The organism is Intrasporangium sp. Soil_C_50 (assembly GCF_057656595.1).
The window spans coordinates 1086655-1108397 of sequence record NZ_JBDGKB010000001.1 but is presented as its reverse complement, the minus strand read 5'-3'; the positions used below and the strand labels follow the sequence as shown (position 1 = coordinate 1108397).

The window sequence follows — 21743 nt, the reverse complement described above, 5'->3', positions numbered from 1 at the left end:
CGGACATGACTGAGTATCGTTGATGTATGGATCTGCTCCGCCACCTCGACTACTTCGTCGCCGTCGCCGAGGAGCGGCACTTCGGCCGGGCCGCCGAGCGGCTGCACATGGCCCAGCCGCCCCTCTCGCAGCAGATCCGCCGGCTCGAGGCCGAGGTCGGGGCGCAGCTGTTCGTCCGGACCACCCGCCGTGTCGACCTGACGCCGGCCGGGGCGGCCTACCTCGCCCGAGCCCGGGCCATCCTCGGCGCCGTCGACGAGGCCGCGGCCGAGGCCCGACGCGTCGCGGCCGGGAGCCTCGGCCGGCTCGTCGTCGGCTGCGTCGGCTCCGTGACCTACAGCCTGCTGCCCGAGCTGTCGGCCCGGCTGGCCGAGGAGCTGCCCGGCGTCGACTTCTCCTTCCGCGGCGAGATGCTCGCCTCCGAGCAGGTGCAGGCCCTGCGCGAGGGGGCCATCGACGTCGGCTTCCTCCGGCCCCCCGTCTCCGACCCGGCGCTCGCCGTCATCTCCCTGCGACGCGACCGGCTCGTCCTCGCCCTGCCCGCCGGTCACCCGCTGGCCCGGCGCACCCGGGTCGACGTGGCCCACCTGCGCGGGCAGGACCTCATCGTCCACTCGGCCGACCGGCGCTCGGCCATGTACGACGTCGTGCTCCGCCTGTGTCGGGACGCCGGGTTCGAGCCGACGGTCCGGCACGAGGTGGGGGAGACCTCGACGCTCGTCACCCTGGTGGCGGGCGGACTGGGGGTGGCCGTCGTTCCCGAGCCGGTGCAGGCGCTCGCCCTCGAGGGCATCGTCTACCGTCCGCTGGCGCGCCCTGCTTCCAGCGTCGAGCTCGTCGTCGCCCACCGGGCCGACCGGCACGAGCCGCACCTGACCCGCACGCTCGCCGTCGTGCGCGAGGTGGTGGGGTAGGTGGTGGGCGAGCGCCCTCCGGTGCTCAGGCCCAGATGTACTCCTCGGCGATGGCGCCGTCCTTCCACTTCGCGACGGTCACCATCCGGCCGCCGCCCTCGAACTCTCCGATGACACAGGTCCACTCGCCGGACCCGAACCCGATGGGGTGCGCCGTGATCTGCGGCGGCGTGCCGCCGGCGGACTCCACGTAGGCCTTCATGGCGTCGATGTGCTCCTCGATGCCGTGGGTCGGCGGCGTTCCCTTCCAGTCGACGAGGACGTCGTCTGTGTGGTGATGGGCGAACACGCCGTGCCAGTCCGCGGTGTTACAGCCCGTGAAGTCGAGATCGTCCATGCCCTTGAGATTGCGGGCCACCTGGTCATCGCTCATGCGACGCCTCCGGTCGGTCGATGGTGTCGTGCCGGTCGCGGGATGCGGCCATCTCTCGACGGTACGCGGGCCAGTCGGCCACCGACAGGCGGCCCGGCCCGGCCCGGCCCGGCACGGCACCGGTGCCTCAGCCGCCGGACCGGGCGGTGAAGGGGAGGACGAGACGGGACGGGTGGGCGGCGTCGCGGTAGACCTTGTGGGTGACGGGGCGGCCCACCGGCAGGTGGAACGCGTCGGGCGGCAGCAGCGCGTTGTGCTCGTCGGCGAGGGGCTCGTCGTTCGACAGCTGCACGACGAGCCGGTGTCCCGGCAGGAGGGTCGCCGCGAACGGGTAGAGCCGCACGACGTACTCCTCCACGACCCCGGGCTCGACCGGCACCGAGCGCGTGTGCGGGTGGTAGGGGTTGCCCTCGGTGGTGCGCTCGTCGAGCTCGCGGTGCGACGCCTTGAGGAAGCCGGTCGTGACCAGCTGCCTCTTGCCGGTGGGTGACTCGTCCCACAGCCGCAGGATGAGGTTGGTGTCGGGCTGGTCGATCTCGACGAAGAGGTGGGCCGCACCGGCGCCGACCATCTCGGTCGGCTCCTCGAACGCCGGCGTGCTCCAGTCGAGCATCTGCACCTGGTCGGTGACGGTGAGCGGCGCCTGGTAGAAGCCCTCGGGGGCGGCATGCTCGGTGCCCATGAGCTCGGGGGAGGAGGAGAGCCTGCGCCGCGGCCGGAGGTAGAGCGGTCGGTAGGAGACGTCCTTCGGCGGCCACTGGTCGCCCGTGAGGACCTCCCGAGTGCCCTCGACGAAGACGCTCACGGCGGGCTCGTCCATGATCCCGTTGTCGATGCCCTTGAGCCAGTACTCGTACCAGCGGAACATCGTGTCGTGCTCCTCGACCCAGGGGCGCGACTGCATGGGTGGGTAGGAGCCGATGTCGAGCCGCTTCGGGCCCGTCAGCTGCTCGAACAGCTCGATGTGCCCGTCGACGGTCCAGCCCCGGCCCTGGTCGATCTGCAGGTAGACGGGGATGTCGATGTTCTTCGCGAGATTGACCGGGTTGCGTTCCTCGTACCAGTCGCCGTCGAGCTCGTTCAGGACGATGTCGAACCACGCCTCGTGGTTGGTGGGGTAGTGCAGCAGGTGCACGAGGTTGGGCCAGGCCGCGATGTCGGGGTCCTCGAGCCGCTGGGCGACCCGGGCCTCGATCTCCTCCGGTGAGTACGTCTCGAGCATCCGCGACCTCACGCGATCGGTGAACGCCCAGCCGGAGTCACCACCACGTCCCTCGCGTGCCGCGCGCGGCATGAACCACATGACGCCGCCGTGGTAGGTCGTCTCGTAGAAGTCGTAGTGGCCGCCGCTGACGAAGATCGCCTTGAGGCTCGGGGGCCGCTCGGCCGCCGCGAACACCTGCATCGAGCCGAAGTAGGAGATGCCGATCATGCCGACGTTGCCGTCGCACCAGGGCTGCGCCGCGACCCACTCGATGACGTCGTACGCGTCCTGCCCGAGCGAGACCCCGCCGGCGTTGTAGTTGCCGATGTGCTCGCCCTCCGACGCGCCGGAGCCGCGGAGGTCACCGATGACGTGGACGTAGTCCTCGGCGACGACGCGGGCGATGTCGCCGGCCTCGATGCAGCCGTCCCACATGGGGGAGGGGCGGCGCTGCGGCGGTGTCGTCAGAGCGAGTGCCTGCAGCTCCTTGCCGTAGGGGCTGAGGGCCACGAGCGCGGGTCGGGGCCGGTCGTCGACGCCGTGGTAGGCGTCGGCGGCCAGGGTGATGCCGTCGCGCATCGGGACGGCGAGGTCCTTGCGGACCACGATCTTCTGCACGCCGGCGGTGATGGTCTGGACGTCAGCCATGGTCGAGGGGCTCCGTTCGTTCACGACGTCTGTTGGCGGTCGGGGTGGTGGGCGCGGTAGCCGTGCATCGAGGTGAAGAACGGCGACGGCTCGAGGGTGGGGTCGCCGGAGTAGCCGAGGGCCTCGGCCGCAGGGGCGAAGGGCGAGTAGGGAGAGTCGGACTCGCGCAGCCCGGCGCTGAGGCAGTCGTGTGCCGCCCTGGCGACCCGGGCCTCGACGGCGAGGCTCTCGTCGAGGGCGGCTCTCGCCTGGTCCGCGTCGAGCTCGACGCCGTAGGGCGTGCCGTCCGTCGTCCGGTAGGGGTGCCCGAGGTAGAGGTGGTTCGGGCGGACCTGGTCGCGCAGGCGGAGGAGGCTCGCACGGTAGGCGTCCGGGTCGACGAAGCCGGGGAAGCCGTTCGCGGCGCCGTGCACCTGCACCGCGTCCCCGACGAAGACGTCGTCCTGGCCGTCGAGCACGTAGGCGACCGACCCGGGGGTGTGCCCGGGCACGTGGTGGACCGACACCGTGACGTCGCCGCCGAGCGACAGCGTCTCGCCGCCGCGCACGAGCACGGCCGGCTCCATCTCACCCGAGATCGCGGCACGCCCGGCGGCGGCGACCGTGGCGACGCCGTCCGCGCCCTGGAGGTACCGACCCCGCCCGGCCGCGTACTCGTCGACGTGCGCGGCCCGCGAGCGCACCATCGGCGCGTCGGCCTCGTGGATGACGACCTTCGCCCGACGACCGGTCAGCTCCCACAGGGCGTGCGCGCCGCCGACGTGGTCGATGTGCCCGTGGGTCAACAGGATCCACCGCACGTCCTCGATCCGCCGACCGATGGCCTCGAGCGCCGGGGCCATGCCCTCGGCGGGGGAGGAGGCGATGCCGGTGTCGACGATGGCCGGCTCGGGTGCGTCGATGAAGAAGCTGTAGAGGTGGAAGCGACCCCAGGGCGACGCGAGCGGGTGGACGGCGACGGTCATCGGACCTCCTCGTCGAGGAAGGCCGCGGTCTCCACGAACACCCGGTGGTACTCCGGCAGCCACGAGAAGTGCTGGACGAAGCCGTGGCCGGCACCGGCGTACCTGCTGGTCGTGGCGGCCACGCCCGCCGCGCGCAGCCGCTCGGCGTAGCGCTCGCCCTCGTCGCGCAGCGGGTCGTGCTCGGCGGTGACGACGAGCGCCGGCGGCAGGCCGGTGAGGTCGGCACGCTTGATCGGTGACACGAGCGGGTCGGCGGGGTCGGCGCCGGACTCGAGGTAGAAGGCGTTGAACGGCTTGAGTCCCGCGGTCTCGAGCCCGTAGCCGACGGCGTTCTCGCGCAGCGACGGGTAGCGGTCCGGGTCGAAGTCGAGGTCGAGCGACGGGTAGTACAGGACCTGGTGGGTGATGCCGTCGAAGCCGTCGTCGTGGGCCAGCGCGGTCACCGCCGCGACGAACGTGCCGCCCGAGCTGTCGCCGACGAGGGCGAGCGGCTCGCCCGGTCGGTGCGCCCAGCGGACGACGGCGTACGCGTCGTCGAGTCCCGCGGGGAAGCGCGCCTCGGGTGCGCGGCGGTAGCCGACGGACACGACGGTGCGGCCGGTCTCGGCCGCCAGCGACCGCGCGACGTGGTCGTGCGTGTCGAGGCTGCCGAGGAAGAACGCGCCGCCGTGGAGGTGGACGACGACGCCGGAGCGCGGCTGCGCGCTCGCGGTGTAGACGCGGACCGGCACCTCACCTGCCGGCGTCGGCACGGTGCTGTCGGTGACGGTGTGCAGCGGCAGCCGGTCAGCGGGTGGCGGCACCTGCGACTCCTCGGCCGCGCGGAGCGCCGCGGGGTCGAGCGGCCCGTCCGGTGGCGGGGGGAGCGTGGCGAGGACCTTCGCGATCTCGGGGTGCAGGGCCATGGGTCAGCTCCGGACGGTCGCGGCGACCTGACCGGGCTTCTGGCCGGGGAAGACGTCGTCGAGCTCGTCCTCGGTCCAGCCTTGGCGCGAGATCCGCTGCAGCTCGTCGGTGACCGGCTTGCGGGTGGCCTGGAAGGAGGCGAGCGCCTCGGGCACCGAGTCGGCGGCGCCGAGCACGTCGGCGAGGGCACCGGCGTCGAGGATCGCCGAGTTGGCGCCCTGGCCCTGGTGGTGGCACATCGCGTGCGCCGCGTCGCCGATGAGCACGACCGAGTCGGTGTGCCAACGCTCGACGGGCTCGATGTCGTAGACGGCGCGGACGTTGACGGTGTCCATGTCGAGGCCCTCGGTCATCCGGATGATCCGCTCGTCGAAGCCCTGGACGGTTGCCACGATGTCGTCCTTGGTCACGGCGGGGGCCCACGTGCCGTCAGCGTTGAGGGCCGTGACGTCGAAGGACACCTGGCGGCGGTGCAGCAGCGGCAGCAGGTAGACCTTGGTGCCGCGGCCGATGAACATGCGCAGGTCGCCGTCCTCGGCCATGCCGAACGTCTCGTCGATGTCGATGACGGCGCGGTAGGCGTGCTCGCCGGCGAAGACCGGCTGCGCATCGGTGAAGAGCCGCTCGCGGACGACCGACCTGATGCCGTCGGCGCCGACGACGAGGTCGGCGGTGGCGGTCTCACCGTTCGCGAAACCGAGCGTCGCCGAGCCGCCGTGGTCGGTGACGGTCTCGAGCCGGTGCCCGAGCCGGACCATGCCGTCGGGGAGGGAGCCGACGAGGGCCTCGATGAAGTCGCCGCGGTGGATGAGGTGCGTGGTCTCGCCGTAGGCGGCCTTCTCGGGCCACTCCTCGCGGGCGATGCGGTGGTCGTCGGCGGTGAGGATCTCGAAGCCGTCGCTGGGCGAGCTCACGGCCTTGATCGCGGCGCCGATGCCCCACCGCTCGAACTGGGCCATCGAGGAGGGGCGCAGGCCGATGCCGGCGCCGACCTCGCGGATCTGCGAGGCCTGCTCGTAGACGGTGACGTCCGCGCCGGCGTTGGCCAGGGCGCGGGCGGCGGCCGCGCCGGCGTACCCGGCGCCGACGACGGCGACGCGGAGGTTCTTCAGCTCTGAAATCTTCATGGTGGTCCTCGGTCAGCTCGGGAAGGTCTTGAGGGACAGGAAGTCGGCCGGCAGGTCGACGAAGATGCGGGTGATGGTCTCCTCGTCGACGCCCTCCTCGCGCAGGGCTGGAAGGAGCACCTCGAAGAGGTAGTTGACGGTGTGGCCCTTGACGCCGGGCCAGCCGAGTGGGCTGCAGTTGGCGTCGGCCGAGGCGAGCACGCTGTCGACGCGGCCGCCCTTGACGTAGCGCAGGAAGTGGTCAAGGCGCTCGCGGCGGGGACGGCCCCAGAAGGGTGGGTCGGGCAGCTCGAGGTCGTAGCCGAAGGTGTCGAAGCCGATGCGGCCGCCCTGGTCGGCGATCCACGTGTCGCGCACCTTGCCCTGGCTGACCCCGTCGTCGGCGTGGCCGAAGAGCACCCGGTCCAGGGGGAGGCCCTCCTCGCGGAAGACGTCGAGGGCGGGCTCGACGTCGACGGCGAGGTGGGTGAAGATCGGCACGCCCGTGGCCAGTGCGGCCCGGGCCGCGGCCCGGTAGATGCGCAGGTCGAGGGGTTTCATCCGGAAGCCGCGGCTGACGCCGACCTTGATGATGCCGGCCCGGGCCCCGGTCGAGCCGATGCCGACCGTGATCTCGTGGACGAACTGCTCGGTGAGGTACTCGACGCTCGCCCGCTCGAAGAAGGCCAGCGCGGTGTCGCCGCCGACGAAGCCGGTCGAGGCGACGATGTGCACGCCCGTCTTCTCCGACAGCGACTGGTAGTAGCTGACGTCGCGGCCGTTGCAGATGCCGGTGGCGTCGACGAAGGTGGCGCCACCCCACGGCTGCGTGTTCTCGTGGAACGCCCGGAGCTTGGGCACGGTCTCCTCGTAGCGCTGCTCGGGCGTCTTCCACCACTGCGTGTCGAGCTCGGAGCCCGGCATGCCGTAGCCGATGTGCTCGTGGACGGCGACGAAGCCGAGCTCTGCGCTGGGGACCGTGCCGAGGACGGTGTTGACCCTGGACATGTCAGTGCGCCTTTACGGTGAGCAGAGCGCGTGGGTTGGCGACGAGGATGCTCTGGACGTCGTCGTCGCTCAGCCCCTCGGCCCGCAGGGCGGGGGCGAACGTGGTCAGCACGTGGGCGTATGCCGTGTCGATGCCTTCGTGTCCGAAGGCAGCGCCGGTTGCGCTGCAGGACAGCAGGATCCGCTCGGCATGGCCCGCGTCGACGAGCTCGGTGACGAGGGCGGTGCGCTCCTTGTCGGTGACGTGGCCATCGCCCTCGGAGCCGACGTGGTCGATCGCCACGTAGGCGCCGCGCGCGGCCACGGCCAGGTGGGCGCCTGCGTCGACGGCGTCGGTGCGGTCGAGACCGCCGACCACGACGCGGTCGGCCGCGAGGCCCTCGCCGAGCACCACCTGCAGGTCGGCGACGGCGTCGGCGCCGTAGCGGATCGACACGGGGACGCCCGTCGCGAGCCCGGCCCGGGCCGCGCCGCGGAAGAGGCTCTCGTCGGTGGGGGTCATCCCGGTGCGGGTGGCGGTGGTGGCGACGAGACCCGCTGCGCCGCGTCGCTCGACGCGCGGCACGACCATGCCCTCGGCCACTTCGCGGGCGAAGAGGTCGGCGAACCGCTCGGCGGGCCACGGGGTCGGCGGGTTGGTCTGCGGCGTGAGGAAGTAGCCGCCGAGCAGCGCCTCGGGCCCCTGGCCCGTCGAGGCCACGACGTGCACCCCGGTGGCGCGGGACAGGGCCTCGTAGAGGCGCAGGTCGCGGCCGTGGAACATCCCCGAGGCGTCGACGACGGTGCCACCGCCGGCGTCGCGGAAGTCGGTGAGCCGGCGTTCGAGCCGCTCGAAGACCTCGGCCCGGTCGATCGTGACGTCGTAGGCGTACTGGGCACCGGGGAGCACCGACAGGAGGCTCTCGTGGACCGACACGACACCGAGGTCGTCGGCGGGGACCGGGCCGAGGACCGTGTTGACGGTGGGGCGCGGGGCGTCGGTGGTGGAGGGGCTGCTCGCAGGCATCGGAGTCCTTTCGCTGCGGCAGCGGTGCCGCATGGCGTGTCACGTTAACCGGTGACTTTACAGAGCGTCAAGAGAGTGATCGCTACGATGTTTGGGTGTACGCGGTTATGCTGCGTGCCATGTCGCTCCGCGCCGCCCAGAAGCAGATGACCTACGACCTGTTCCTCGAGAAGGCGCTCGAGCTCTTCGGCGAGAAGGGCTACGCGGCGACGACGGTCGACCACATCGCGCAGGCGGCCGGCTCCACGCGCACGACGTTCTACCTGCACTTCGCCGGCAAGGCCGAGGTCATGGCGGCCCTGCTCGAGAAGGTCGACCACATCCTCACCTCGGCCGACGACCCGTCACTGTCCGAGGTGGTGGAGTCCGGTTCGCGTGAGCTCGTCCATGCCTGGATCGACCTGAAGTTCTCGCAGTGGGACGAGATCAAGCCGTACCTCACGGCCTCGTTCCAGGCGACCCACGAGCCGGCCGTCAACGAGCGCACCGAGAGCTGGTTCGAGCACGCGGTCGGCGAGATGGTCCGGGGTCTCGAGCGGGCCGGACGCTTCACCCCCGACGTCCGGCGGGTGCGCTGCGTGCTCGCGTTCGGCCAGCTCGAGTACCTCTCGCGGCGCTACTTCGCCACCGGCTGGCGTGCACCGCGCGAGGTGTACCTCGAGGAGCTCACCGACTCCTGGATGCACCTGCTCACCAACTGACTCGAGCGGGCGTCGCTGTGCGGCAAGCGTTCTGACGCTGTCCGCATCTCCACGTCGTCGCCGCGCCCGGGTGTCTTCGCCCGGGCGCCCCGTCGGCCTGCCCGCTTGTCCGGAATTGCCCCGACGTCGGGCGACGTCCGCCGAGATTTTCTGGTCAAACCGTTGACAACACTTACGTCCAGCACATTCACTTTGCAGCATGTCAACCAAAGCCCCCGCTGCCGTGGGCGACCTGGACCTCTCCGACGAGGTCCTGCTCGACCCGTACCCGACCTATGCGACGCTCCGCGAGACCGCCGGGGTGGTGCACCTGCCCGCCAACGACGTCTACGCCCTGACGCGCTACGACGTCATCCGTGACGCCCTCGCCGACACCGAGACCTTCTCCTCGGCCTCGATCGGCTTCAACCCGATGGTCAACGAGGCCCTCCAGGGCACCTCGCTCGCCTCGGACCCGCCGGCCCACACCCAGCTGCGGGCGACGCTCAGCGCCAACCTCACGCCGCGCTCGCTGCGGGGCCTCAAGGGCCAGATCGAGGAGAAGGCGGACGCGCTCGTCGCCGAGCTGGTCGAGAGCGGCTCGTTCGAGGCGATCGACGCGCTGGGCCGGGTCTTCCCGATCCAGGTCGTCGCCGACCTCATCGGCTTCACCGACGAGATCCGCGCGACGATGCTCCGCTGGGGCCAGGCGGCGATGGAGGTCATCGGCCCGCTGAACCAGCGCACCGCCGAGAACTTCCCAGTGGCCGGCGAGCTCTACGGCTGGTGCTCGCAGGTCACCGCCGACGACCTTGCGCCCGGATCGGTCGGGCGCGGCATCTTCGAGGCCGAGGCGCGGGGCGAGATCCCCCCGAACACGGCCGGCCACATCATCCACCAGTACCTCGGGGCCGGCGTCGACACGACGGTCGCCGCGATCGGCAACATCGTCGCGCTCCTCGCGCAGCACCCCGACCAGCTGGCCCTCGTCCGTGAGGACCGCGCCCTCGTCGGGTCGGCCTTCAACGAGGTGCTGCGCTACTGGGCCCCGGTCCACGCGTGGGGTCGTCGGGTGACGAAGGACGTCGAGATCGACGGAGCCCTCGTGCCGGCCGGCTCGCAGGTCGCCATCCTCTTCGGCGCCGGCAACCGCGACCCGCGCCACTACGACGCGCCCGACACCTTCGACGTGACGCGCAACCCGGTCGACCACCTGTCCTTCGGCTACGGCCCGCACGGTTGCGCGGGCCAGGGGCTCGCCCGGCTCGAGGCGCACGCGATCATCGGCGCGCTCGCCGCACGCGTCGAGCGGCTCGTCGTCGGCGAGACGCGGCGCGTCCCGAGCAACATCACCCGGAGCATCGACGCGCTCCCCGTCCTCGAGGTGGTGCCGGCATGAGGATCGAGCTCGACCGACCGCGCTGCGAGGGTCACGGACTGTGCGAGGAGGAGGCCCCGAGCCTGCTCCACCTCGACGACGAGGGCGAGCTCGTGCTCGACCGCGACGAGGTGGACGCGGGCACTCCCGAGGCCGCAGCGGCGAGCGCCGCGGTCCGGGTGTGCCCCGTGGCGGCCCTGAGACTGGCATGAGCGACCTGCGGCGGATCGTCGTCGTCGGTGGGGGGATCGCCGGGGTGACGGCCGCGGATGCCCTGCGCCAGAACGGCTTCGACGGTGAGCTCACCGTCGTCGGCGACGAGCCGCATGCTGCGTACAGCCGGCCGGCGCTGTCGAAGGCGCTCCTGCGTGACCCCGACGGCCTCACGGCGCACGAGCTGCCGACCGCCGCCCACGGCGGGACCGAGCTGCGCGGCGTTGCGGCCGTGGGCCTCGACGTGGAGGCGCGCACCGTGCTGCTCGACACCGGCGACCGACTGCCCTACGACGGCGTCGTCATCGCGAGCGGCTGCCGGGCCCGCCGGCTCAGTGGTGGGGAGCAGGACGCGTCCGGTGAGCTGACGCTGCGCACGATCGACGACGCCTGGCGGCTGCGGTCGCGGGTGGCCGACCGCCCGTCCGTCGTCATCGTGGGCGGAGGCCCGCTCGGCATGGAGATCGCCTCGTCGTGCCTCGACAACGGGTGCGAGGTCACCCTGGTCTCGCAGGGCCCGCCCCTGCTGGCCCAGCTCGGCCCCCACCTGTCCGACCTGTTCGTCTCTGCGGCGACCCACCGCGGCCTGCGCGTCGTCGAGAGCGCCGGGGCGCGGCTGCTGCGCGACGCGTCCGGCACGGGCGTCGTCCTCGCCGAGGGCCCGGTCATCGAGGCAGGGCTCGTCATCACGGCCGTCGGTGACCGCCCCAACGTCGAATGGCTCGACGGCAGTGGGCTTCTCGAGAACGGCGCGCTCGTCACCGACGCGCGCGGACGCGTCCGCCCGGAGGTCGTCGCCGCGGGCGACGTGGCCTCGGTGCCCACGCCGCGCGGCATCCGTCGGGTGCCGCTGTGGAGCTCGGCCATCGACCGGGCTCGCACGGCCGCTGCGGCGCTGCTCGGCGTCGACCCGGTGCCCGGCGACCACCGACCCTACTTCTGGACCGAGCAGTTCGGGCTCTCGCTCAAGGCGGTCGGGCACCTGCCGCTGCCCGGCGACCCGGAGCTCCTCGACGGTGAGCCTGGCGAGGACCGAAAGCTGTTGCGCTGGAACGCCGCTGACGCGTCGATCGGGAGCGCTGCCGTCGCCCTCAACTACCGCATCCCGATCCCTCGGCTGCGCCGGCTGTGCGAGCCCGCCGTCACCGGCTGAGGCCGCCTCTACCCCCGACACACCACTCCACGACTCGGAGACGCTGCCATGAGCACCACTGACGTTGCCACTGGCTCGGAGCCCCCGGCCCGCGACCAGAACGCCGCTGCGCCACGCCTGCAGGTGCGTGGGCTGTCGAAGACGTTCTCCGGCGTGACCGTCCTCGACGACGCCCACCTGACGCTGCAGCCCGGCGAGATCCACGCCCTGGTCGGGCAGAACGGCTCCGGGAAGTCGACGCTCATCAAGCTCGTCAGCGGCGTCCACCGCGCGGACCCTGGCGGCGAGATCCTCGTCGACGGCGTGCACCTCGGGCCGCCGGTCGCCGCCGGACGGCTGCATCGCCAGGGTCTGGCGTTCGTGCACCAGGACCTCGGGCTCGTGCCCGACCTCTCCGTCCGCGAGAACGTCCGCGTCGGGCTCAACGCCGTGGGCCGCCTGACGCGTCGGGTGGACCGCGCGGCAGACCGGGCGGCGGTGCGCCGCACGTTCGAGTTCCTCGGAGTGCCGATCGACCCCGAGGCCACCGTCGCCTCGCTCACCCCGAGCGAGCGCGTCGCGGTGGCTGTCGCGCGCGCCCTGCAGGAGCGCGAGCCCGGCAGCGGGGTCATCGTCTTCGACGAGTCGTCGCGGGCCATCCCGCACGAGGCATTGCCCGCCTTCTACGGCATGGTGCGCTTCCTCGCCGAGCAGGGCACGGCCGTGCTCTTCGTCAGCCACGACCTCAAGGAGGTCCTCGCCCTGGCGCACCGGGTCACGGCGCTGCGCAACGGCCGGGTGGTCGAGGCGGGCGTACCCGTCGTGGGTCTCGACGAGGCGATGCTGACCAGGATGGTGCTCGGCCGGGACGGCGCCCCGGGCGACCTCGTCGGCCAGTACCCACCCAGCCCCGGCGAGGCGTCGATCGAGCTCGTCGGCATCCGCGGCGGGCGGGTCCGCGACGTGACGGCGAGCCTGCGCCCCGGCGAGGTGGTCGGCGTCACCGGCACCGTCGACTCCGGCATCCTCGACCTCCCCTCGCTGCTCGGCGGAACCGCTGCGGCCGGCACCATCCGCCTCGACGGCCGCGACCTCGACCTGGCACGCGTCGACGTGGCCGACCTGCTCGCTGCGAAGGTCGTGCTGATCCCCCAGGACCGGCACGGGCGGGGCCTCGCCATGGGGCTCACCGTCGAGGAGAACATCACCATCCCGCACGTCGGGTCGCGGTCGCGGCCGTGGTATCTCGGGGCCGCCTGGCGCCGCCGCGAGACCGACTCCGTCCTCGACCGGTACGACGTGCGCCCGCGCGCCCGGGACACCGTCGTCGCCACGATGAGCGGCGGCAACCAGCAGAAGGTCCTGTTCGGCAAGTGGCTGCTCGAGCGTCCGCGCCTCCTCGTCCTCGAGGAGCCGACCCAGGCCGTCGACGTGGGCGCCCGCGCGGCGCTGCTCGCTGCCAGCCGACAGGTGGCGCAGGACGGCACCGCCGTGCTCTACGTCTCGTCCGAGGTCGAGGACCTCGCGGCCGTCTGCGACCGCCTCCTCGTGCTCGAGGACGGGGTCGTCGCACGCGACCTCGCCGGCCCGTTCACCCCCGAGGCCGTCCTCGAGGCCGTCTTCGCCAGCCCCGCCGGAGGAACAGCATGACCACCACCACTGCCCCCGATCTCACCGAGAACGATGGGGCCGACGCGAGCACGACGGCGGCCGGCCGGCGGCGCGTGGACCTCGGCGACCTCGCCCGCCGGTACAGCCTCATCCTGCTCTGGCTGGTCATGGGAACCGGCTTCTTCCTGCTCGCCGACGTGCCGCTGGGCAACTTCCTCCAGGGGATCTTCGCCCGGCAGACGCCGCTCGTGTTCCTCGGCATGGCGGTCGTGCTCACCATGGCCGTCGGCGAGTTCGACCTGTCGTTCCCGTCGGTCTACGCGCTGTCCGGGGCGAGCGTCTCCGCGCTCGTCGTCCTGCAGGGTTGGTCCTTTCCGGCGGCCGCGCTGGCCGCGGTGGGGCTCGCCCTGGTCTTCGGTGCGGCGAACGCGCTGCTCGTGGTCCGCGCCGGGATCAACCCGGTCATCGTGACGCTCGGAGTCGGCAGCCTCGCCATCGGGCTCGGGGGCTGGGTGTCGCAGGAGACGTCCGTCAGCGGGCTGGACTTCGGCCTGTCCAACATCGCGCTCGCCCGCGTGCTCGGGCTGCCGATGGTCTTCTGGTACGGCGTCGTCCTCGTCCTCGTCTTCGGCTACCTCATGAGTGCGACGCCGCTCGGTCGGCGGATCCTCTTCGTCGGCGCCAACCGCGAGGTCGCCCGGCTCGCAGGAATCCCGGTGGCCCGAGTTCGCGTGGGGGCGTGGCTGACCTCGTCGCTGCTCTGCGGCGTCGCCGGCGTCATCAGCGCGGCCGGGCTCGGCGGCTTCAACGCCACGTCTGCCCGTGAGTACTTCCTGCCGGCCTTCGCCAGCGTCTTCCTCGGCACCGTGGCTGTCGTGCCCGGGCGGTTCAACCCGATCGGGATGTTCATCGCCGTGTACTTCCTCGTCACGGGGATCTTCGGCCTCCAGCTCCTCGGCTACCAGGGCTGGGTCGCCGACGCCTTCTACGGCATCGCCCTCGTCGGCGCCGTCGCCGCGTCCACGTGGGTGCAACGACGCGTCCGGGGATAGCCGGCAAGCCGCTCGCTCTTCCAGTCCTCCTGTGCACCAATCCTTCTCGAATACGGAGTACCGCATGAATCTCACGTCCAAGTCGCTGCTCGCGGCACTCGCCGTCAGCGCCGTGGCTCTCGCCGGCTGCAGCTCCGTCGAGGAGCAGAGCGCGGCGGCGGGTGGCGCCCCGACCTCCGCGCCCAGCCGGGCCGAGGCGTCGGCCGCGCAGCGCGTCGTCGACCAGGCCACCCAGGCCGTCGCGACCTTCACGGCACCTGGCGCGCCCCTGAAGGACATCACCGCCCTCAAGGGCAAGACGGTGTACTTCGTGCCGGCCACCTACCAGGTGCCGGTGTTCCAGGCCATCGCCTCTTCGCTGAAGACTGCGCTGGGCTCGGCCGGCGTCGGGGTCGAGGTGTGCGACGGCAAGTCCAACCCCGCCAACATGGCCAGCTGCATCCAGCAGGCCATCGACGCCCGTGCCGGCGCCATCGTCACCGGGTCGATCCCCACCGAGCTCGTGTCGGTCGCCTTCGAGAGCGCCGCCAAGGCGGGGATCCCCGTCGTCAACACGATGACCGCTCCCGCCGGGCCCGGCGACCCGACCAAGGTCGCGTACCTCACCCCGGACTATGTCGGGCTCCAGTCGCTGTCGGCACAGTCGGTCATCGCCGACTCCGACGCCGCGGCGCACGTGCTCTACGTCGAGATCACCGACACCCCGGCCACCGTGCTGTGGGCCGAGCAGGGTGCGCTCGCGACGTACGAGAAGAGCTGCCCCGACTGCACCGTCACCGTCGTCAAGGCCAACACCGGCCAGTTCGACAAGCTGCCGAGCCTCATCACGAGCGCCCTGACGAAGGACCCGAAGATCACCCACGTGCAGACCGAGGTGGACTTCGCGGTCCAGCCGGTCGTCGAGGGGCTGCAGGCGGCGAACGCCACCGGCGTCAAGATCGCCAGCATGGACGGGGTGCTCGCGACGATGCAGATGCTCAAGAGCGGGCAGTTCGTCCACTCCGAGGTGGGCTTCAACGCCGACGCCCTGGCCTGGTACGCGTCCGACCAGGCCCTGCGCATGATGTCGGGTGCACCGGCGACGGTGAACGTGCAGTTCCCGTACCGGCGCATGGTCACGGCGGCGAACGTCGGCAGCCTCGACCTCACCGCCCAGGGGGAGAAGTCAGGGTCGTGGTACGGCTCGACCGACTACCAGGACGGCTTCCGCGCACACTGGGGCCTCGGCGGCTGACGCGCTCTCGGCACCTTCGGCGTGCCCGGCCCTCGCGGGGGTGCTCGGTGACAGGGGTCGGGCCCGTCCGGATGGACGGGCCCGACCGGGGTTCTCACCGAGGAGGCGCAGGACGGTTCACCACAGGTACGACGTCCCGTGGGCGATGTTGTAGTACATGCCGATGTGCGTGTAGAAGTTCATCGCACCGAAGAGCAGGAACACCACGCCGCCGACCAGCCAGGCGCGGGCGGCCCACAGCAGCAACGACGCCCGGTCGGTCAGCTGGGCCACGGCAAAGAGCAGGGCGCCGATGGCGACGATGCCCCACAGGCCGCCGAGGAAGAGTGCCTCGAGCAGCGGCAGGTGGCCGAAGCGTCCGCTGATCGGCTCCTCCGGGGGAGCGGCGCCGAGCTGGAAGCGGACGAAGGCGATGGCGAGGACGGCCATGCCGAGCCCGAGCGCGCCGACGAAGATCGAGACGGGCTTGAGCGAGCGCAGGGCGGTCGCGTTGGCCGTGTCGTCGTCCGCGGCGAACATCGTGCGGTGACGCCAGAGGTAGACCGCCGCGAACACCAGCAGGACGCCGAAGCCGGCGGCAGGCTGGCCGAACGCGACGTTGGCGTACTCGAAGCCGTCGCCGCCGAACGGCCAGGTGACGGTGGTGTGCAGGCCGAGGGCCAGCAGCAGCACGCCGGTGACGCCGAAGAACCCGGCCCAGCCCTCGCTGTCGACGTGCTTGCCTCGGATGAGGTGGACCAGGAACCACGCGAAGCCGATGAGCCCGGCTCCGGCGGTGATGGCCACCAGCTCGTTGTAGACGACCATGTCGCCTTCTTCTCCTTGCTACGGGCCGGACGGTCCGTCTGTCGTGTCTCTGAAATGGTTCGAAGTGGTGGCACGGCCACGATGCCGGTACCAGGGTGGGATGTCGCTCGGCTCAGCGGCGGTGGGTGCCCGCGGTGTGCCGCACCGGCTGGGGGATCGGCTGGGGGATCGGCTGGCGGGTCGGCCCGGTGCCGGGGTTCGGGGCGTCCTCCCGGTGGGAGTCGCGTCGGGTGGCGTCGACCAGGCCGAAGACGAACCAGGCGACGACGAAGACGATCGCGATGGCTCCGGGGACGAGGACCTCACCGGGGGTCATGATGGGCTCCTTCCTCGTGAGGTGACTCCTCACGATTATCGCTACAGTGTATGTAGCGTTAATGAGCTCGTCTTTGTTCCCGGAGGCATCGACATGACCCCAGCGCGAGGCCGGCCCCGCGACCCGAGGACCGACGACCGGATCGCCGGCGCCGCCCTCGGCCTGCTGCGCGAGCAGGGCCCGGGCGGCGTCCACATCGATGCGGTGGCGTCACGGGCCGGGGTCGCGCGCACCACGGTCTACCGGCGCTACCGGAACCGCGAGGCGCTCCTTGCGGCAACCCTCGGGCAGCTGGTCGAGGCGCCGTTGCCTGCTCGTGAGCTGCCCCTGCAGGACAAGCTGCGCTGGCTCCTCGAGCAGGCGCTCGGCCTCGTCGACGAACAGCTCGGCCGGGGGGCGGTCGCGTCGGTGCTCACGGACTCGGACCCGGCCTTCAGCGCGGCCCTGCGCGCCCACCTCGTGGGGCAGCTGACGGCACTCCAGGGCGAGATCGACGCAGACATCGAGGCCGGACGCGTCCGCGCCGGTACCGACGGCGAGGCGCTCGCCGACCTCGCCCTCGGGGCCTACCTCGCCCAGCTGCTCCGCCACGGGCGCGCCCGCAGGGGATGGGCGGACGGGATCGTCGAGCTGCTGCTCCACGGCGCGGACCCGGCGCCGGCGTGACCGTCGAGTCGCAGCCCCGGCGGGCGGCCCGGCCGCGTACGGTGAGCGACATGGAGCCACGAACGGACACCGGACTCTCCGCGTGGCTCGACCTGTCGGCGGGAGTGGCCGGCGACATGCTGCTCGCGGCCCTCGTCGACGCCGGGGCCTCGCTCGACCGGGTGCAGTCGGCCGTCGACGCCGTCATCCCCGACACGGTTCGCCTCGTCGCGACGCCGGTGCAGCGCGCCGGGATGCGCGCCCTCAAGGTCGATGTCGAGCTGCTCGTGGAGGACCAGCACCACCGCTCGTGGTCGACGATCCGGGAACGTCTCGGGGCCGCCACCCTCGACGAGCCCACGCGCCGGCGCGCGCTCGCCACGTTCCGGGGCCTCGCGCAGGCCGAGGCGCGGGTGCACGGCGTCACCACGGACGAGGTCCACTTCCACGAGGTCGGGGCGTGGGACTCGATCGCGGACGTCGTCGGGGTGTGCGCAGCGCTGTCCGAGCTCGGGGTCACCGACGTCACGGCCTCGCGCCTGGCCGTCGGCAGCGGTACCGTACGCGCCGCCCACGGGCGCATCCCCGTGCCGGTCCCGGCCGTCCTCGAGCTGCTGCACGGGTGGGACGTCACGTCAGGCGGCGACGGCGAGCTCGCCACGCCCACCGGCGTCGCGCTGGCCACGACGCTCGCCTCGGGCCAGGGGCCACTGCCGGCTGTTCAGGTGGCGGCGCACGGCGTCGGGGCCGGTACCAAGGACGTGCCCGACCGGCCGAACGTCGTGCGCGTCGTCATGGGTCGCGCCGTCGCGGCGCCTGCGGGGGTCGAGACCGACGACGGCCTCGCCCTGTCGGAGATGGTCCTGCTCGAGGCCAACGTCGACGACCTCGACCCCCGGGTGTGGCCGACCGTCATCGACGGCCTGCTCGATGCCGGGGCGGCTGACGCGTGGCTGACGCCGATCCTCATGAAGCGGGGTCGCCCGGCCCAGGTCGTGTCGGTGCTGACCGTCCCGAACCGGAGCGCCGGCCTGCGCGACCTGCTGCTCGCGACGACGAGCACCATCGGCGTGCGTGAGACCCGAGTACACCGGTGGGCCCTGGCTCGGGGGTGGGTCGACGTCGACGTCGACGGTCAGCGCGTCGGCGTCAAGGTCGCCCACCGGGCGGGCCGCGTCGTCACCGCGACCCCGGAGTTCCGCGACGTCGAGGCGGCCGCGGCCGCGCTGGGTCGACCCGTGCGCGACGTCCTGACGCGTGCCGTGGCGCAGGCAGACGCGGCCGGCCTGGGCGCGGGTTCGACCGTGCCGCAGGATCTTCGGTCGCAGGGCTGACCGCGGCGGTTGACGGCGGGTCGGCGGGGTCCGCGGTTTCGTCGCCTTGCCGCGGGTCCGTCAGCGGGCCGCGATCTGGGCGGCCAGGTGTCCTGCGCCGTAGCCGTTGTCGATGTTGACGACCCCGACCCCAGGCGCGCACGCGTTGAGCATCGTCAGCAGGGGCGCGATGCCGCCGAACGCGGCGCCGTAGCCGACCGAGGTGGGAACGGCGACGACCGGTGCACGGGCGAGACCGGCGACGACACTGGCCAGGGCCCCGTCCATCCCCGCGACGACGACCAGGGCGCCGGCACGGTCGATGAGCTCGCGTCGGGCGAGGACGCGGTGGATCCCCGCGACGCCGACGTCGACGACGAGCTCGACCTGCCGCCCGAGGTACCGGGCCGTGAGGACGGCTTCCTGCGCGACCGGGAGGTCGGAGGTGCCGGCGCACAGTACGACGACGAGCTCGCCTGTGGGAGTGGGCGGTTCGGGCGGCCAGGCGAGCAGCCGCGCAGTCTCGTCGTGGCGCGCGTCGGGTAGCTCGGCGAGCACCGCGTCCGCGTGGTCGGCGGTCGCGCGGGTGAAGAGGACCGAGCCGCTGGTCTCACCGGCAGCGTGCGCGTCGCCGAGGCGACGCGCGATCGCCCGCACCTGCTCCGGCGTCTTGCCCTCGCAGTAGATCGCTTCCGGGTAGCCGCGCCGGGCCCCTCGGGCGAGGTCGAGCTCGGCGACGCCGTCGAGGCCGGTGCCGTCCAGCTCGGCGCCGGTTGCGTCAGCCACGAGCCACCTCGACGAGCGGCAGGGTGAAGGCACCCGACTGGATGCCCGCGAGGTCGAGGGCGACGAACCGGAAGCCGGCGGACCTCACCGCGGCCACGAGTCGGTCGCGGACGTCCGGTGAGACTGCACGGGGCAGGTCGTCGGGGAGGAGCTCGACCCGCGCCACGTCGCCGTGGTGGCGCACGCGTCCGTCGGCGAAACCGAGCCGCCTCAGGGCGTGCTCGGCCGCCTCGACCTGGCCGAGACGCGTCGGGTCGACCTCGGTGAAGTGGGGGATGCGCGAGGCGAGGCACGGCGCTGCCGGCTTGTCGGCGTTCGGCAGCCCGAGCGCCCGGGCGAGTGCCCGCACGTCCGCCTTGGTGAGGCCGGCGTCGGCCAGCGGCCTTAGCACCGCGTGCTCGGTGGCGGCCCGGGCCCCGGGGCGGTCGGGGCGGCTCGTGTCGTCGGCGTTCTCGCCGTAGGCCACGGCGGACAACCCGTGCCGCTCGACGACCTCGTCGGAGATCCGGGTGAACAGCTCGTCCTTGCAGTGTAAGCAGCGGTCCGGGCCGTTGCGCCGGTAGGCCGGGTTGTCGCCCTCGTGCGTGGCGACCTCGACGAGCGGCACGCCGAGGTGCGCAGCGACGTCGTGCGCCCCTCGCCGTTCGTCGGCCGCGAGGCTGGGGGAGACCCCGAGGACCGCGACCACCCGGTCGACCCCCAGCGCGCGCGCCGCGAGGGCGAGCAGGAGGCTCGAGTCGACGCCGCCCGAGAACGCCACACCCAGCCGACGGTGCGCGCCGGGTGGCAGGCCGGCGTCGAGGGCGTCGGTGACCCTCCCGGCGAGCGCGTCCAGGTGCTCGGGCAGGTCCGCGTGGACGCCGTCGGCCACGGTCGCAGGGGTCGTCATGCCCCCATCCTCACGCCTCGACCTCGCTCCGGTCACCCGACCACAGGGTGTGGAACGCTCCGGGGCGGTCGGTGCGGCCGTAGGTGTGCGCGCCGAAGTTGTCGCGCAGGCCCTGTACGAGCGCGGCCGGGAGGCGCTCGGCGCGCACCGTGTCGTAGTAGCCGAGGGCGCTGGAGAAGCCGGGCACCGGCACGCCCGCGGTCGTCGCGAGACCGACGACCCGGCGCCACGCGTCCTGCCGGTCGGCGAGCCCGGTGGCGATGCTCGGCGCGACGAGGAGGGTGCGAAGTCCGCCTGCGGCGTACTCGTCACTGATCTGGGCGAGCAGCCGGGCCCGGATGATGCAGCCGCCACGCCAGATGCGAGCCACCGTCGCGATGTCGACGTCCCAGTCGTACTCCTCGCTCGCCTTGCGGATCTGCTCGAGGCCCTGGGCGTAGGCCACGACCTTCGAGCACCACAGGGCGTCGCGCACGGCGTCGACCAGCTGGCCCCGATCGTGCACGGAGACAGTGCGGTCCGGGCCGGCAAGCACGCCACGCGAGGCGTCGCGCACCGCCGTGTCGCCCGAGGCCGAGCGGGCGAACACCGACTCGGCGATGGTCGAGACCGGCACGCCGAGCTCGAGGGCGATCTGGACGGTCCACCGGCCGGTGCCCTTCTGCTCGGCGGCGTCGGTGATCAGCTCGACGAGGGGACGGCCGGTGGACGCGTCGACCTGCGAGAGCACGTCGGCCGTGATCTCGACGAGGAAGGAGTCGAGCTCGCCGGTGTTCCACTCGCGGAAGACGTCGGCCACCTCGGAGGCGGAGAGGCCCGCGGCCGAGAGCACGTCGTAGGCCTCGGCGATGAACTGCATGTCCGCGTACTCGATGCCGTTGTGGACCATCTTGACGAAGTGGCCGGCACCGTCCGGGCCCATCCACGCGCAGCACGCCTCACCGTCGACCTGCGCCGCGATGGACTCGAGGATCGGCCCCAGCGCGGCGTAGGACTCCTTCGAGCCGCCGGGCATGATCGAGGGACCCTCGAGCGCGCCGACCTCACCGCCCGAGATGCCGGTGCCGACGAAGTGGAGTCCGTGCTCGCGCAGCGCCGCCTCGCGGCGGCGGGTGTCCTCGAAGTGGGCGTTGCCGCCGTCGACGACGATGTCGCCCTCCTCGAGGAGGGGCACGAGCTGGTCGATGACCGCATCGGTACCGGCCCCCGCCTTGACCATGACGATGACCCGCCGCGGCCGCTCGAGCGAGGCGACGAAGTCCTCGAGCGACTCCGAGGGCAGGAACGTCCCCTCCGAGCCGTGGTCGGCGACGTGCTGCCTCGTGCGCTCGGCGGTGCGGTTGAACAGCGCCACGCGGTGACCGTGCCGTGCGAGGTTGCGGGCGAGGTTGCTGCCCATGACGGCGAGTCCGACGACACCGATGTTGGCCTGGTCTGTCATTGCTGTTCCTCTCTGGGACAAGGCGGTCGAGCTGGACGGCTGCTGGGTTCGGGCGCGGCCGGGTCGACACCGACGCGACCGCGCCCGCAGGTGGACGGGCGCCGTCGGATACGCGA

22 protein-coding genes are annotated in these 21743 nt (G+C 72.4%); 10 read left to right on the top strand and 12 right to left on the bottom strand.

From position 1 onward, the window contains the following. Positions 1 to 26 precede the first annotated feature (26 nt). Entirely contained in the window at positions 27 to 914 is an 888-nt protein-coding gene (locus tag AC3A5R_RS05135) for a LysR family transcriptional regulator (RefSeq protein WP_487619652.1), read from the top strand. 25 nt (positions 915 to 939) lie between these two features. Here the strand turns inward: AC3A5R_RS05135 and AC3A5R_RS05130 are convergent, their stop codons facing one another. The 7 genes from AC3A5R_RS05130 to AC3A5R_RS05100 form a co-directional block, all read right to left on the bottom strand. After that, positions 940 to 1287 carry a hypothetical protein gene (locus tag AC3A5R_RS05130; protein ID WP_487619651.1) on the bottom strand — a complete coding sequence of 116 codons (348 nt, stop codon included), beginning with the start codon at positions 1285 to 1287 and terminating at the stop codon, positions 940 to 942. 127 nt (positions 1288 to 1414) lie between these two features. After that, positions 1415 to 3139, bottom strand: coding sequence for a CocE/NonD family hydrolase (locus tag AC3A5R_RS05125; RefSeq protein WP_487619650.1), 1725 nt, complete (start codon positions 3137 to 3139; stop codon positions 1415 to 1417). 20 nt (positions 3140 to 3159) lie between these two features. After that, positions 3160 to 4104, bottom strand: a complete 945-nt coding sequence (locus AC3A5R_RS05120; protein WP_487619649.1) for an MBL fold metallo-hydrolase — start codon at positions 4102 to 4104, stop codon at positions 3160 to 3162. Further along, positions 4101 to 5009, bottom strand: coding sequence for an alpha/beta hydrolase (locus AC3A5R_RS05115; RefSeq protein ID WP_487619648.1), 909 nt, complete (start codon positions 5007 to 5009; stop codon positions 4101 to 4103). Before AC3A5R_RS05115 ends, AC3A5R_RS05120 begins: the two co-directional genes overlap by 4 nt. A gap of 3 nt (positions 5010 to 5012) precedes the next feature. Continuing rightward, positions 5013 to 6137, bottom strand: a complete 1125-nt coding sequence (locus AC3A5R_RS05110; RefSeq protein WP_487619647.1) for an FAD-dependent oxidoreductase — start codon at positions 6135 to 6137, stop codon at positions 5013 to 5015. 12 nt (positions 6138 to 6149) lie between these two features. Next, positions 6150 to 7124: a phosphotriesterase family protein gene (locus AC3A5R_RS05105; protein ID WP_487619646.1), complete on the bottom strand. Its 975-nt coding sequence runs from the start codon at positions 7122 to 7124 to the stop codon at positions 6150 to 6152. 1 nt (position 7125) lies between these two features. Then, the gene (locus tag AC3A5R_RS05100) at positions 7126 to 8130 is read right to left on the bottom strand and encodes a phosphotriesterase family protein (RefSeq protein WP_487619645.1); all 1005 of its coding nucleotides are present in this window, start codon (positions 8128 to 8130) and stop codon (positions 7126 to 7128) included. Between the two features lie 119 nt (positions 8131 to 8249). Here AC3A5R_RS05100 and AC3A5R_RS05095 point away from each other — a divergent pair, with 119 nt between their 5' ends. From AC3A5R_RS05095 to AC3A5R_RS05065, 7 genes are all read left to right on the top strand, one after another. Then, complete coding sequence (locus AC3A5R_RS05095) at positions 8250 to 8831, top strand: TetR/AcrR family transcriptional regulator (RefSeq protein ID WP_487619644.1); 582 nt, start codon at positions 8250 to 8252, stop codon at positions 8829 to 8831. Positions 8832 to 9030: 199 nt separating this feature from the next. Beyond that, positions 9031 to 10209 (top strand): cytochrome P450, encoded by a 1179-nt coding sequence (locus AC3A5R_RS05090; RefSeq protein WP_487619643.1) that lies wholly within the window; start codon positions 9031 to 9033, stop codon positions 10207 to 10209. Then, positions 10206 to 10400: a ferredoxin gene (locus AC3A5R_RS05085; RefSeq protein WP_323101402.1), complete on the top strand. Its 195-nt coding sequence runs from the start codon at positions 10206 to 10208 to the stop codon at positions 10398 to 10400. Before AC3A5R_RS05090 ends, AC3A5R_RS05085 begins: the two co-directional genes overlap by 4 nt. Further along, on the top strand, positions 10397 to 11554 hold the full coding sequence (locus tag AC3A5R_RS05080) for an NAD(P)/FAD-dependent oxidoreductase (protein WP_487619642.1): 1158 nt from the start codon (positions 10397 to 10399) through the stop codon (positions 11552 to 11554). Before AC3A5R_RS05085 ends, AC3A5R_RS05080 begins: the two co-directional genes overlap by 4 nt. Before the next feature lie 48 nt (positions 11555 to 11602). Then, positions 11603 to 13183, top strand: a complete 1581-nt coding sequence (locus AC3A5R_RS05075) for an ATP-binding cassette domain-containing protein (RefSeq protein WP_487619641.1) — start codon at positions 11603 to 11605, stop codon at positions 13181 to 13183. Then, positions 13180 to 14196 (top strand): ABC transporter permease, encoded by a 1017-nt coding sequence (locus tag AC3A5R_RS05070; RefSeq protein WP_487619640.1) that lies wholly within the window; start codon positions 13180 to 13182, stop codon positions 14194 to 14196. The genes AC3A5R_RS05075 and AC3A5R_RS05070 overlap by 4 nt, the downstream gene beginning before the upstream one ends. Before the next feature lie 64 nt (positions 14197 to 14260). Continuing rightward, the gene (locus AC3A5R_RS05065; RefSeq protein WP_487619639.1) at positions 14261 to 15430 is read left to right on the top strand and encodes a sugar ABC transporter substrate-binding protein; all 1170 of its coding nucleotides are present in this window, start codon (positions 14261 to 14263) and stop codon (positions 15428 to 15430) included. A 117-nt stretch (positions 15431 to 15547) separates the two neighbouring features. Here the strand turns inward: AC3A5R_RS05065 and AC3A5R_RS05060 are convergent, their stop codons facing one another. After that, positions 15548 to 16237, bottom strand: coding sequence for a DUF981 domain-containing protein (locus AC3A5R_RS05060; protein ID WP_487619638.1), 690 nt, complete (start codon positions 16235 to 16237; stop codon positions 15548 to 15550). 112 nt (positions 16238 to 16349) lie between these two features. Then, positions 16350 to 16553 carry a hypothetical protein gene (locus AC3A5R_RS05055; RefSeq protein ID WP_487619637.1) on the bottom strand — a complete coding sequence of 68 codons (204 nt, stop codon included), beginning with the start codon at positions 16551 to 16553 and terminating at the stop codon, positions 16350 to 16352. A 93-nt stretch (positions 16554 to 16646) separates the two neighbouring features. Here AC3A5R_RS05055 and AC3A5R_RS05050 point away from each other — a divergent pair, with 93 nt between their 5' ends. Together AC3A5R_RS05050 and larC are read left to right on the top strand one after the other, a co-directional pair. Next, positions 16647 to 17219 carry a TetR/AcrR family transcriptional regulator gene (locus AC3A5R_RS05050; RefSeq protein WP_487619636.1) on the top strand — a complete coding sequence of 191 codons (573 nt, stop codon included), beginning with the start codon at positions 16647 to 16649 and terminating at the stop codon, positions 17217 to 17219. A gap of 50 nt (positions 17220 to 17269) precedes the next feature. Continuing rightward, entirely contained in the window at positions 17270 to 18532 is a 1263-nt protein-coding gene (gene larC / locus AC3A5R_RS05045) for a nickel pincer cofactor biosynthesis protein LarC (RefSeq protein ID WP_487619635.1), read from the top strand. 60 nt (positions 18533 to 18592) lie between these two features. Here the strand turns inward: larC and larB are convergent, their stop codons facing one another. The 3 genes from larB to gndA are packed head-to-tail and all read right to left on the bottom strand — an operon-like array spanning position 18593 to position 21627. Next, positions 18593 to 19297, bottom strand: coding sequence for a nickel pincer cofactor biosynthesis protein LarB (gene larB, locus AC3A5R_RS05040; RefSeq protein WP_487619634.1), 705 nt, complete (start codon positions 19295 to 19297; stop codon positions 18593 to 18595). Beyond that, entirely contained in the window at positions 19290 to 20186 is an 897-nt protein-coding gene (gene larE, locus AC3A5R_RS05035; protein WP_487619633.1) for an ATP-dependent sacrificial sulfur transferase LarE, read from the bottom strand. Before larE ends, larB begins: the two co-directional genes overlap by 8 nt. A gap of 10 nt (positions 20187 to 20196) precedes the next feature. Further along, a complete protein-coding gene (gene gndA / locus AC3A5R_RS05030) occupies positions 20197 to 21627 on the bottom strand; it encodes an NADP-dependent phosphogluconate dehydrogenase (protein ID WP_487619632.1) in 1431 nt (476 codons plus the stop codon). Positions 21628 to 21743: the final 116 nt, after the last annotated feature.